A 13,606-nucleotide genomic window follows, 5' to 3' on the forward strand; every position below is an offset into this window, starting at 1 on the left:
GATGCCTCTCCTAAAAGGTAGACTTGCGCGTTATTTATTAGATTATTACGCTAAGTCTGTGATTTTCAATTAAAAACTATTATTCTTTTGGTATTCTTGTGAAAAATACACTGCTTAAACACAACATGTTGTGCCTAGAGCAGCAATTTATGCCTTTATTTTGTGGGCGTCAATACTAATTTTACGTAATTTTTTGCACCATTTTGGTGAGCTTTTCTTACAAATGAGGCCTGTATTTGCATTGAGATAGGGTGAGCAATCACTCACCTATGTTTTCTTAGTGTAAAAAATATAAAAATAAATTTCTCGCAAAAACGATATGTTTATGCGTGTAGCGGTTTAGACAAAAACAACTATGCAAAATTTGTGAGAAAATACGCTATGAATCGTTTTTTCTACTCGCTGCTGCTTTATTTAGTGTTGCCTTTTGTGCCACTCAAATTACTTTGGCGCGGCATCAAACAAGCTGAATATCGTCAACATTGGCTGGAGCGGTTTGGCTTTTATACATTAGCAGTGAAAAAGCCCGTGATATGGCTGCATTGCGTTTCTGTGGGTGAAACGCGCGCTGCGGCACCACTCATTAATGCACTGCTTAGCCAATACCCGAATCATCAGCTGTTACTTACCCATACCACGCCAACAGGCCGCGCAACAAGCGAGCAATTGTTTGGCGATAAAGTGATGCGTGTTTATTTGCCTTACGATCTGCCATTTGCCGTGAAAGGCTTTTTAACACACTTTAAACCTGCGCTGGGCATGCTGATGGAGACTGAGCTTTGGTTTAATCTGATTGCGGGCGCTAAGGCGCGAAACATTCCTTTATTGCTGATTAATGCACGACTCTCAGAGAAATCTGCACTTGGTTACCGCAAATTAAGCAGTCTTGTTCATGAAGGTTTACAAAACCTATCCGCCATTGCATCACAAACTGAGCAAGATGCAGAGCGCTTGATACAGCTTGGCGCAGCTAATGTAAGTGTTGTCGGTAATTTAAAGTTTGAAGTGCACCCGCCAGAAGATGCCGCTATGCGAGGAAAGCAATTGCGCGATTTATTTGGCAGCAATCGCCCATTATTTTTAGCTGCCAGTACGCGCGAAGGTGAAGAGAGCATTATCTTAGACGCTGTGACAGCACTCAAACTGCCGCACTTACTTACCGTTATCGTACCACGCCATCCGCAACGTTTTAACGAGGTTGAAGCCTTGCTGCAACAGCGCCAGTTAACTTACCAACGGCGCTCGACGCTCGTTCAAACTGCGAATGCTGATACGCGATTTATCCTAGGTGATAGCATGGGCGAGTTGTTCAGTTATTACGCCAGTGCTGATATTTGCTTAGTTGGCGGCAGCGTATTGCCATTCGGCGGGCAGAATCTAATAGAAGCGATGCGTATGGCAAAACCTGTGCTGATTGGCGAACATACGTTTAATTTTACCGAAGTTTCGGAGCGTGCCATTGCGCAAAATGCCGCTTGGCGTGTAAAAGATATCAAAGAGATGCAGCAAGCGATTCAAACTTTGTTAGACAATCCGCAACAACAGCTTGAGATGGGTCAGGCTGGGTTAGCATTATGTATGGCATCGCAAGGCGCTACGCAAAAGACTTTAGCGATTATTGCGGCCTATGTTTAATTAACGGCAATCAATTAACTGACGGTAAGATCCGTCACATAAACCACTTCGCAAGCACCCGCGCCTGTGTCGTCTCGCGTAAGCGAACTACGCCAATGCCAGCCATCAGCGCGTTTTGCTTCGACTAACTGACCTTTTATGCTGACAATCTGTCCTGGGCGTATTTTGCTAAGTTGTCGCCTGATGCTATCGTTTGCTGGAATAATATGCGTGTTGGCAGCATGAATTTCAATCTCATGTTGTGGAATGGGGAACTCATCAACATGCCAATAAAAGAAGCGGTTACCCTGAGTAATCTTAATTTTACTTAGCACTGCTTCATCTGACATTGGCCCCCAGCCTAGCGCTAAATCAGTGGGAGACAACTCCGCCTCTGTACCCATGAAATAGTCTTCTGTTGATAGCACTCTTGCTTTAATTGAATACTCAGCCAGCGGCGTGAGTGTGAAGCCGTTATACTGAAAGTCTGCGGTGCCCGTACTAGTTTGGAGGGGTTCGTCTGGTGCGATTTCGCCTACGCCATGAATGACAGACCGATGTTGATGATGCTTGTAAGCACCAAAGGCCAGCAGACACATCAACACTAACAATAACTTCTTATTCATCGCGAAATTTTAACGAATAAGTTTGCTAATAGCTTTGAATGCGTCACCTTCCGCAATTCCTAGCCATTCAAACACGATAGATTCGGTATTACTAATGATGCAGCCTGCTTCGCGCATTCTTGCCAGCGCATTAGCTTTATTGGCTGGGTTGCGTGAAATCACCGCGTCCTCCGCCACAAACACCTGCTTACCCACACTTGTTAAATCTAGCGCAGTTTGCAAAACGCAGATATGTGCCTCCATGCCCGCAAGTACGATTTGCGAATGATCACGTGTAAGTTGACGGCTAAAAGTTGGCTCTGCCATGCACGAGAATGAGAGTTTTTCTACTGGTTTCACGTTTGGCAGCATCGCCAATAATTCGGGCAAGGTATGCCCTAAACCTTTAGGATACTGCTCGGTGATGATCGCGGAAACGGCTAAAAGCTTTGCGGCTTGCGCTAATATGCCCATATTTTTAATTGTGGATTGCAACTCATCTTGCGGCATGGCGGTGATGAGGCGCGTTTGCGTATCCACAATCACAAGCTGACTTAAACCCGCGCTTAACTTCAAAGACATTTTGGTCATAGGTTTAATAAATTAACACGCATTGTTAATGCACTAATTGTTGATTAATATCTACCAAATCTGCCTCGGCAAGTACGCCAGAAGCGGATTTGAGGCGAATAATATTCACTAGATAGTTATATCGCGCTTGCAACAAATCACGTTTCGCACTGAATAGTTGTTGTTCAGCATTCAACACATCTACACTCGTACGTACACCCACTTCATACCCCAACTTGGTCGAATCGACTTGGCTTTGGCTACTGATTAAAGCCTGCTCTAAAGCCTTAATTTGTGCAATAGTAGTGCTCAAATTGAGATAAGCACGCTGTGTTTCTAGTGCAGCTTGCCGGCGTGCGATTTCTACATCATCTTGTGCTTTTTGCTTATTCAGCACTGCTTGACGAATTTTTGAGCTGGTTGCACCACCTTGGTACAAAGGGATTTGTAACTGCAAACCTATTGTCCCTGTTTTAAGGTCATTACCAGTGCTAAAAACTGAAGCACTGCCTGTGGCATAAGACTCAGAAACACTGGCAACAGCATCTAAAGTAGGTAAATGCCCAGCTTTTGAGCGATCAATTTCTTGATCTGAAAATTTAAGTGCATCTTGCTGAATTTGTATATTGAGATTATTTTGCTCGGTGACTTCTAACCATTTATCCATGCCTTGCGCTAAAGCATTGGGCTGAATATCGGCTCTGACCGTAGCAAGCTTTTGCGGCAATTCACCTGTAATGGCTTGCACGCTGCGTTGCGCGATTTGATATTCGTTCACTGCAGCAATCTCTTGCGCGACGATTAAATCATACCGTGCTTGCGCCTCGTTGACATCGGTAATCGTAGCTGTACCCACATCAAAATTGGCTTTGGCCTGCTCTAGCTGGCTTAATATTGCAGTTTTCTGTGCACCAATCAAATCAATTTTGTCTTGTGCGATTAACACATCAAAATAGCTTTGAGTGGTACGTAAAATCAGGTCTTGCTTGCTCAGATGCAATTGTTTATCCGCTTGGCTCACTTGGGTCAGCGTTTGATCCATTTGCACCAGATTTTGCTTGCGGTAGATGGGCTGACTAGCTTCTATGCCAGCTTTGTAGGTTTCGAAATTAGATTGCCCGGGCACTGCACTAGAGTTTAAATAACGAATATCCGTTTTAACTGCATTGGCTTCTGCATTAAAGTTGACGGTAGGGCGATACAGCGCTTTACCTTGCTCAATAATTTCTTGTGCGGCTTGGTTAGCACTTAAAGCTGAAGCTAAAGTAGGATCGTGCGTTACGGCTTGGTGATATAAATCGAGTAACGAGATAGTGTTTTCGCGCAGACTCACGACACTGATGACCGCTGGCCGCCCCACAACCGCTGACTCAGCCACTACTGTTAAGTTTTTTGTTATCTGCATCTTTGCAGCAAGCGCGGATTCAGAAACCGATAAAGTCATACAAGCTAGAAAAACTGCACGGTGTAACCGTTCTAAATGGTGTGTCCGTGCTAACTTGTACATTTATTACTCTCTTTAAAACTCAAATTTAATAGATTGTGGGGCATTCACTAGTGGCGGCAAGCAGGTTTCAAAAAGTGTTTCTTTACGGCTACTACCTTCACTCACACGCTGCGTAAGCGTGGCTTGCATAATTGGCATTTCACCAACCACAGCAAACATACGACCACCAATATTCAACATTTGTTCAGCGGCGCTTGGGTGTAATTGCAAAGAGCCGGCAAATACGATGACATCGTACGTCTTATCCGTGGTGTAACCACTGAAAGCATCAAGTACATAGAAAGTCACATTGTGGATATTTTGCTTTTGTATGCGAGCTTCCGCTTGTTTAGAGAGCTCCGGAATGATTTCCAAGGCATCCACATGTTTTGCAAGTTTGGCAATCAGCGCAGTTAAATAACCGCTGCCAGTACCGACCAGCAATACTTTATCGGTTCTTTTGATGTTAAGCGCTTGTAAGATACGGCCTTCGATTTTTGGTGAAAGCATGGTCTGACCATGGCCAATCGGCAACTCCACATCGGCAAAGGCTAGACCTAGTTGTGATTCATCAATGAAGTCTTCACGGTGCACTTCGCCGAGCAAGTCCAGTACGACGGGATCTAACACTTCCCATGTGCGAATTTGCTGCTCTATCATGTTGAAGCGCGCTAAGTCTGTTGACTGATTTTTAGTGGTTTGTTGTGTTTGTGTCATGGCAAATATTTTCCTATCAATTTCTTAATATTATAACGCATGCGCGTGCTGTACAAACTGTTGATTAAACTAGCTTTTAACACTTGTTAGACCTCAGCTGGCACTTTTACTCTAAACCAAGCAGCATAGAGCGCGGGCAGAAACAATACCGTCAACAATGTCGCCACGGCTAAACCACCCATAATCGCCACCGCCATCGGGCCAAAGAAGACGCTTTGCGTGAGCGGTATCATGGCTAAGATCGCCGCCGCTGCAGTAAGAACAATCGGCCTGAAACGACGTATGGTAGATTCAATAATCGCTTGCCATTCTGGCATGCCAGACGCTTTATCTTGATCGATTTGATCTACCAAAATCAAAGAGTTACGCATAATCATGCCAGATAGCGCAATAGTACCCAGCATCGCCACGAAACCAAATGGCTTATCAAACGCCAGTAATGCAATCGTGACGCCAATCAAACCCAATGGAGCGGTGAGCAAGACTAAAAACACCCGTGAAAAACTTTGTAATTGCAAAATCAACAAGGTCAGCACAACCACTAAAAATAGCGGGAATCCTTTTGCTACTGACGCACCACCTTTCGCAGACTCCTCAACTGCTCCACCTGTTTCTAATGTAATACCTAGCGGTAAACTCGCCTTGATTTCGCCTAACTTCGCTTCAATTTGCGCGGATACTACTGGGGCTTGCATGTGACCACGCAAATGCGCACGTACGGTGATGGATGGCACACGATTGCGTCGCCACATGGCACCTTCTTCAAACTCTGAAGTAATCGTCGCAATTTGTGACAACGGTACACTGGTGCCAGTTTGTGTATTAATCATCAAGTTTGGTAGGCGTGACAACCTAGTACGCTCAATCTCATCGCCACGCGCCACTAAATCGATGCGCTCATTACCTTCTCTAAACTCAGTGATATAGAGCTCACTCATGGCGCCGTTCAACATATTGGCAATATCAACCGAACTAACGCCCAGCAAACGCGCTTTTGATTGGTCAATAGATACTTTCATGACTTTACTTGGCTCTTCCCAACCAAGCTGTACGTTAGCTAAGTTAGGGTTTGCGCGCATGATATCTGCGATTTTGTGCGAGATTTCTCGTATCTTAGGAAGATCATTTCCATTGACGCGGAATTGCACAGGAAAACCAACCGGCGGGCCATTTTCCAAGCGCAATACCGATGCTCTTAACGAAGGGAAGTCAGTTTCAAAAAGCTTTAATAAATCAGTGCGTAAAGCTTCGCGCTCTTCTAGATTTTTAGTCAAAATGACAAACTGTGCAAAGCCTCTGTGCGCCAATTGAATATCTAAGGGCAAGTAATAGCGTGGGCTGCCTATGCCAATATAGGCCACAAAGTTATCAAGACCTGCAAGATGTTTACTCTGTCTATTTTTATCCCATTGGCGTAACCAGTTTTCCAGCTTTTTAACTTCATCGTTGGTGGCTTGATACGACGCTCCCTCGGTGAGACGTAAATCCACGGTGATTTCTAAGCGCGTTGAATCAGGAAAGAACTGCTGCTGTACTTGACTAAAACCAGCAATCGACAAGGCAAACATGACGAGCGTAATGACAATCACAGTTTTACGATAGCGCACGCATGTTGTTAGCAACTGACGGAAGCCACGGTAAAACTTGGTGTTATAAATATCGTGATGGTGGTTATCATCAACCGTTTCAGTCAAACCAAGCTTGCTTCTAAGCCATAATTTAATTCTTGAGGGTTTAGGTGCATGTTCATAGTCAGGCAACAAGTGGTAGCCCAAATAAGGCACAAAAATCACCGCAGCAAACCACGATAGTATCAAAGCAATGGCTGAAACCTGAAAAATAGAGCGCGTATATTCACCTGTTGAAGAGGTGGCGGTTGCAATCGGCAAAAATCCTGCAACAGTCACCAATGTGCCCGTCAGCATAGGCATAGCAGTTGAGGTATAGGCGAATGATGCGGCTCTGACTCTATCCCAGCCTTGCTCCATTTTGGATGCCATCATTTCTACTGAAATAATCGCATCGTCCACTAGCAAGCCCAACGCTAATATCAATGCGCCCAATGAGATTTTATGCAGTCCAATATCAAACGAATTCATCACCAGAAATGTCGCTGCTAGCACAACAGGAATCGAAATCGCCACCACGATACCTGTACGCCAACCAAGCGACAGCAGGCTTACTGTGAGCACAATCACCAAAGCTTCAATTAAAGACTCTACAAAGTCATTCACAGAACTAGCAACGATTTTTGGTTGTGAAGTCACAGTTTCAAAACTCAAACCCACAGGCAAGTTTTGCTGAATTCTAATCATTCGTTTATCCAGCTCATGCCCAAGTGCAATCACATCACCACCTTGGCGCATACTCACACCAAGCAATAACGTTTCCTTACCGTTATAGCGTACGGTACTTGTAGGTGGATTTTCGTAGCCACGATAAATCCGCGCAACATCCCCTAACCTAAAATCTTGGTTATTTGCCCGCAATCTAATTTCACGTAACTCTTCTAGCGTGTTGTATCTACCAGAAACCTCAACGCGAATGCGCTCTTTAGGTGAATCAAAAGTACCACCTTTAACTACAGCATTTTGTGTTTGTAAGATGCCAATCAGCGTTGTAGTACTGACGCCTAAGGTAGAGAGCTTAGCATTCGATAACTCTATGAAAATACGTTGTTTACGTTCACCAAAAAAGTCTACCTTGGCAACATCAGGCGTATTTAAAAGCTCAGCACGAATAATCTCGGCCTGTTTTTTTAGTGCGAAATTATCAAAACCATCGCCAGTGAGCGCATACATGCTGCCATACACATCACTAAACTCATCGTTGAAAGTCAGGCTTTCAATACTCTGCGGCAGCGTGTTCCGAATATCACTCACTTTTTTGCGCACCTGATACCAAATTTCAGGAATATCTTTTGATACGGTATCGTCTTTAATCACGACAAAAATCATCGACTCACCTGGTCGTGAATAGCTGCTGGAATAACCCAAATGCGGCACTTCCTGAATTTTCTTTTCAAGCTTATCGGTTATTTGCTGCTCAACCTCTACGGCGCTCGCACCCGGCCAAGTGGTGTGCACTAACATGACTTTAAAGGTAAACGGCGGATCTTCTGACTGGCCTAATTTAGTATAAGCAAGCAGACCAGAAATAGTGAGCATCAACATCATGTAAAGCACCAAGGTTTGGTGCTTGAGCGCCCATTCTGTCAGATTAAAACGTGACGAAGCTGCTGGCTGTGTGTCGGATTGTGAGTCTTGGTTGCTCATAAATTATTTAGACTCAGCCATTTGCGGCTTAACCTTTTGGTTTTTAATCAAAGTATGCACGCCAGCTATAGCGACCATTTCGTTGGCTTGTAAGCCGCTTTTAATCACTACGCCCGCTTCGGTAAATTGACCCGTCGTCACCTCGCGAGGATTAGCAATATTATTTTTATCGATCACCCATACCGTGTTTTTTCCATTGATTTGCGTAAGAGCAGTTGACGGAATCATGATTTCATTGACTTCGTCTTGCGCAAATCTAACTCCTGCTGTCATACCAAGCTTAACGGCTTCATCAGCATCACTGATGGTAACGCGCACATCAAATGCGCGTGTAGCAGAATCTGCTGCTGGCGCCACTTCGCGCACATGCCCGAGATATGTTTTTGCTCTATCCGCCCATAGTTTTACAGCGACTTTATCACCCACTTTTAACTTGGCCATCTTAGATTCAGGCACCGCCACTAGCACTTCAATTTGTTTAGTATCGACGATTTGCGCAATCATCGCGCCGACCTCCACTACTTGACCAGGCTCAGCATGAATCTGTGTCACCACGCCATCTCTATCCGCAATCAGAGCCGTGTAGCGCGATTGATTTCCCGACACAGCAGCTTGCGCTTTCACCTGCTGCAAACGGGCTGCCGATGTTTTTAGCTCGGCTTCGCGCATATCTAAAGCTGAAGCTGAAATAAATTTCTTGTTAAATAAGGTCCGTTGACGCTCAACCTCAGCTTGCGCCAAGCCATAGCTAGCTTCCGCTGCCCGCACATCGGCCGATGCTGCTTGCGCGCTCAAATTGGTATCAGTTGCATCTAAACGCGCTAACACCTGGCCTTTTTTAACTTGGCTTCCCACTTCAACTTTACGCTCAATAATTTTGCCGCCAATTCTGAAGCTTTGATTCGATTCATAACGCGACTTCACTTCACCAACTAATACCATGGCATTATTCGCTGCTGATTCGCCTGCAATCACAACCAGTGCGGGTCTTGGCGGTGGCGGTGGCTCAACGTGTTTTTGGCAAGCAGCAAGCAATAAGCCGATGCTGAGTATGATTAATTTTTTCATGTTGGTTCTCTTAAAAGTCCGCGTATCAACACAGTTTGCATCAATTGCAAGCGCGCTGAAATATCTGCCCAATTCACCCACTTATCACACGCCATGTTAATCTCCAATGAGCAAACACCGTGTACACCAGCCCAAATAATCTGTGCAATCAAATCTACATCTTGTAATTCGGCTTTAAAGCGACCGGCTAAATACACATCATTGACCACTGTTTTTAGTAGGAAATATGCATCTTGCTCAGCATTATTTTTCTGTAAGCTGGACTTTTCCGGGTCACAAGGAATACGTTCTGCCATAAACATCAAGCGATAGTGATTTGGAAAGGATAACGCGAATTCAGCATAACCATAACCCAATGCTTGCATGCGCTCAACAGGGTCTTCAATTTCTAGTATGGTATTTAAGCTTGTCGCTAGCGCCAACATATCAACGTCTAGAATTGCACGCAGCACAGCTTCTTTATCGGCAAAGTGCAAATAAATGCTAGTGGCAGAATAACCAATGCGCTTAGCGATTTCGCGCATAGTAACGGCCTCTACGCCGCGCGCAACAAACAGCTCACGCGCCGCATCAATAATCAATGTGCGTAACTGCTGACGTTCGGCTTCTGTTTTTGGTTTTGGAGGCATAATAAAATATTTTACTTAACATCGTTAAGTTAACATCGTTAAGTAAAAGCTGTCAACTCATATTTGCGGCTTCAACACGTGTAAAGGCTTATAAGTGTGAGACAGGGTAAGTGTGAAAATTAAAGTTTGAGATATTGTTACTTCTTGGCGATAACAAATAATCCAGCGACAATAAGCAGTGCACCGAGTATAAGGCGTAAAGTAATAGCCTCTTTAAGTAGCCACCAAGCCAATAGAATAGCAATGACTACGCTACCTTTATCTATCAATGCGACAGTGGCAACGTCGCCGACTTTAAGCGCTTTATAATAGAATATCCACGAACCTGCTGTAGTGATTGCGGAAAAGGCGAGCCAGACATAATTCACTTTTTGCAGAGATCTTACTTCAGCGGGATCAACTGCCATCGCGGCAAAAACCAATACAAATATGCACACAAAAATAGTGCGTACAGTTAAACCCAACTCAGCAGAAATACCCACTAAGCCTTGTTTGGCAACGACAGAAGTAAAGCCCGCAAAGAACATTGAAATGATTGCGTAGATGACCCAGCGTTCCATTTTTACCTCGCTTCTATCAACGATTTACCACTAGGCCTTCGCCACCATGAGTTTAGTGGCTTCTTCTAATTTTTGACTTAACTCTGAAATACGCGCATCTACGTTTTGAATAGCAACCTCGGCTCTCACATTCACTTCATGATCAATTTCAGCATCCAGTCTATCACGTGCACTTTGACGATTTTGCGACATCATAATAATAGGCGCTTGAACAGCCGCCAACATTGAAAGTACAAGATTCAGGAAAACATATGGGTATGGGTCAAAGGCCTCGTGCCTAGGACCAAGGATTTCAGTATTCAAAAACGCCCACAACAACAACGCTGACAAGAAAAATATGATAAACGACCATGAACCAGCCACTTTAGCCACGCCATCGGCAGCTAGCTGCCCAATGGTACGATGATCTACATACTCTTGGTTGACATCACGCACATCGTCCATGTGCTCAAGCAACTTAGCGATTTCTTCGCGGTGCGCTCTTGACAGCTCATTCCATTTTTTTTCAGCAATTACTTTTGCGATATTGTTAGGTTCTTTCATACAATCTTTTCCAAATAATTTAGCATTTAATGCTTTGTATCAATGTTTAGCAGTTGCTCCCGCCCGCTGTGGAAACAACAAAATGCAGGCAATAATCATAAAAATAAGGCTTGCTGAAGCCGAATATCGGCTTAACGCAAGCCCGCCTGCGCTTAAAGGCTTATCAAGAAAATCGCCAACAACGGCTCCAAGTGGGCGGGTTAGAATAAATGCAGACCAAAATAAAAACGTTCTGGATAATTGGGTGAAATAGTAAGCGATCACAACCACTGCCAATAAACTTCCAAAAATTAAAGCCGCACCAACATAACCTAACCCTGCCGTATCAGCCGTCCAATCACCTAGTGCCGTGCCTAATGTTTGTGAAAACATAATAGTGACCCAATAAAACATCTCGGCTTTGGATGAACTTAAAGTGCTGACTGAAACCGAGCCCATGGTTTTATACCAAACACCTAAGGATGCCAACAATAATGCAAATAATAATGTTGAACCACCCGTGTAGCCGATGCCTAAAGAGCGTGTCGCAAAGTCTGCCAACGTTGTACCCACAGTGGTGGTAGCAATAATCGTTGTCCAGTATAAAAATGGATGAAATTTACTCGCTTTAATTTGTGCAACAACGGCAACCAGAAAAAGACCTGCGAATATCAATGTGCTGAGCAAATAACCCAGATTCATGGACATCGACAAAGCATCACCCGCAGTTTCACCGAGCGTAGTGGCTAGAATTTTTATTAGCCAAAACATTAAGGTAAGCGCTGGAACCTTGCCAACTGCACTCTCAAGACTTAGTGAATTATTTAGACTCATATTTGCTTACTGGTCATTATTCGTTAAGGTTGGATTTTTCATTAACATGCCTTTTTTAGCTTCGCACATTTTCGTATCCAGCTTAAATGTCACCAATAAGGTACAAAACAAGTCATCCTGGCTTAATGCATCATCTTTATGCGGCAAAAGTTGCTCTTTTTTATAGTCAAAATTCTTACCCATCCAGACAATTCCAGGTACATGCGTCTGTTCTTTAGGCGCCACCATATAAGGTGCCGAATGCAAGTAAATGCCATGCTCACCCAAAGATTCACCGTGATCGCTCACGTACAGCATGGCAGTAGCACGGTCATCATCATATTTTTTCAGAAAATCAATCACGTTTGACAAGAAATAATCAGTATACAAAATGGCATTATCGTAACTGTTATCAATTTCTTCTTGTGAGCAGTCCTTCAACTCGCCCGTCGTACAAACAGGTTTAAATTTCTCAAATGCTTTTGGATATCTTTTGTAATACTCAGGTCCATGATTACCCATTTGATGAAACACGATAAGAATATCTTTATCTTTACGCGCTTCAATATACTGCTCTAAGCCAGTCAGCATGCCAATATCACGGCATTCACCTTCACAAACAGGATTTAATGTTGGCGTTCTAAAATCCTCAACTTTCAATCGAGTCGCGACGCCTTTAGAATCAGAATTGTTATCGCGCCATAATACTTCCACCCCATGGGCAGCCAACACATCTAAGGCATTTTGCTGATTCAAAGCGGTTTCTTTATCGTAAGCTTTCCTACCTAGCGCAGAGAACATACATGGCACAGACACACTGGTTGAAGTGCCGCAAGAGCTCACATTAGTTAAGCTAATCACGCCTTGCTGGGTCAGCATGGGGTTGGTATCTTTGTGATAGCCATTGAGAGAAAAGCGATCTGCCCGCGCCGTTTCGCCCACCACCATAACCATCAACTCAGGCTTTCCACTCGAGTTTAACTTCTTAGCATCTTGCGCAATGTGTTTTAGTGGCACTACTTTTGCAATATTAATTTGTTGATCAATATACTTAACAATTGAGTAAGTTGAGTAGATTGGATTAGCGTAAAAACGTGTTGCTTTATGCTGCCTGATAAAAGACGCATAGCCGCCTGAGAAAGGTGCAATCACCACAATAAGTAATAACAACAATATGCCTAATACGCGCAATCTAGGCAGAAGCTCAGCAAACCCACTCACTGATTTTGGGAAATATTTAATCACTAACCAAGCAGGAATAACGCCAAGCAGGACTGTTCTAACCACAAGGCTCACCGTCAGTAAGCCAGCAAACTCTTGCACATTGGTTTGCATAATATTGTCGAGCATGCTGACATCGACCACCACGCCGAACTTATCCATGTAGTAAGCGGATTGAGAAACAATCAGCAGGTAGATAGCCAAAATCCAACGCGTCGCTTTGCCGTGACTAATAAGTAAAAAGAAAATCGCGGTGACGAGTGAAAAAAATGCAGTCAGCGACAATATAAAAGGCAGATTACTGAATGTGAGGGGATAATTTTCCACAATTCGGCCAAACAGCGCTAAATTGCCAGTCAGCATGATAAAAACAACGACAAGAAAAATACCGCGCGTTTGACTGGAAGCTTGGCTAAACGGTGAAATTAACTTCTTCAAAATATTTGGGAATGAAATCATTTAATTTTTCTTAAATTTATTTTTTGATAATGGATAAGTGCTTGAATCATAACATTAGAAACTTACG

12 protein-coding genes are annotated in these 13,606 nt (G+C 43.8%); 1 reads left to right on the forward strand and 11 read right to left on the reverse strand.

Annotated elements, in window-relative coordinates:
* Positions 1-381: 381 nt before the first annotated feature.
* Positions 382-1,635: a lipid IV(A) 3-deoxy-D-manno-octulosonic acid transferase gene (gene waaA, locus M301_RS13730; RefSeq protein WP_013149384.1), complete on the forward strand. Its 1,254-nt coding sequence runs from the start codon at positions 382-384 to the stop codon at positions 1,633-1,635.
* A gap of 14 nt (positions 1,636-1,649) precedes the next feature.
* On the opposite strand, the gene M301_RS13735 is transcribed toward waaA, so the two are convergent.
* The 11 genes from M301_RS13735 to M301_RS13785 all read right to left on the reverse strand — a co-directional run bounded on the left by M301_RS13735 (position 1,650) and on the right by M301_RS13785 (position 13,539).
* Positions 1,650-2,240 (reverse strand): hypothetical protein, encoded by a 591-nt coding sequence (locus tag M301_RS13735; protein ID WP_013149385.1) that lies wholly within the window; start codon positions 2,238-2,240, stop codon positions 1,650-1,652.
* Between the two features lie 9 nt (positions 2,241-2,249).
* Positions 2,250-2,801 (reverse strand): isochorismatase family protein, encoded by a 552-nt coding sequence (locus M301_RS13740; protein WP_013149386.1) that lies wholly within the window; start codon positions 2,799-2,801, stop codon positions 2,250-2,252.
* 34 nt (positions 2,802-2,835) lie between these two features.
* Positions 2,836-4,296: a TolC family outer membrane protein gene (locus tag M301_RS13745; protein WP_013149387.1), complete on the reverse strand. Its 1,461-nt coding sequence runs from the start codon at positions 4,294-4,296 to the stop codon at positions 2,836-2,838.
* Positions 4,297-4,308: 12 nt separating this feature from the next.
* Positions 4,309-4,992, reverse strand: a complete 684-nt coding sequence (locus M301_RS13750) for a protein-L-isoaspartate O-methyltransferase family protein (RefSeq protein ID WP_013149388.1) — start codon at positions 4,990-4,992, stop codon at positions 4,309-4,311.
* 86 nt (positions 4,993-5,078) lie between these two features.
* The gene (locus M301_RS13755) at positions 5,079-8,267 is read right to left on the reverse strand and encodes an efflux RND transporter permease subunit (RefSeq protein ID WP_013149389.1); all 3,189 of its coding nucleotides are present in this window, start codon (positions 8,265-8,267) and stop codon (positions 5,079-5,081) included.
* A gap of 3 nt (positions 8,268-8,270) precedes the next feature.
* Entirely contained in the window at positions 8,271-9,335 is a 1,065-nt protein-coding gene (locus M301_RS13760; protein WP_013149390.1) for an efflux RND transporter periplasmic adaptor subunit, read from the reverse strand.
* A complete protein-coding gene (locus M301_RS13765) occupies positions 9,332-9,964 on the reverse strand; it encodes a TetR/AcrR family transcriptional regulator (RefSeq protein WP_013149391.1) in 633 nt (210 codons plus the stop codon). Before M301_RS13765 ends, M301_RS13760 begins: the two co-directional genes overlap by 4 nt.
* 137 nt (positions 9,965-10,101) lie before the next feature.
* On the reverse strand, positions 10,102-10,524 hold the full coding sequence (locus tag M301_RS13770; protein ID WP_013149392.1) for an EamA family transporter: 423 nt from the start codon (positions 10,522-10,524) through the stop codon (positions 10,102-10,104).
* Between the two features lie 30 nt (positions 10,525-10,554).
* On the reverse strand, positions 10,555-11,067 hold the full coding sequence (locus M301_RS13775) for a DUF1003 domain-containing protein (protein ID WP_013149393.1): 513 nt from the start codon (positions 11,065-11,067) through the stop codon (positions 10,555-10,557).
* Between the two features lie 39 nt (positions 11,068-11,106).
* Positions 11,107-11,880: a COG4705 family protein gene (locus M301_RS13780; protein WP_013149394.1), complete on the reverse strand. Its 774-nt coding sequence runs from the start codon at positions 11,878-11,880 to the stop codon at positions 11,107-11,109.
* A 6-nt stretch (positions 11,881-11,886) separates the two neighbouring features.
* Positions 11,887-13,539: a phosphoethanolamine transferase gene (locus M301_RS13785; protein WP_013149395.1), complete on the reverse strand. Its 1,653-nt coding sequence runs from the start codon at positions 13,537-13,539 to the stop codon at positions 11,887-11,889.
* Between the last annotated feature and the right edge of the window lie 67 nt (positions 13,540-13,606).

This window comes from Methylotenera versatilis 301, assembly GCF_000093025.1.
In the GTDB taxonomy this organism is placed as follows: domain Bacteria; phylum Pseudomonadota; class Gammaproteobacteria; order Burkholderiales; family Methylophilaceae; genus Methylotenera; species Methylotenera versatilis.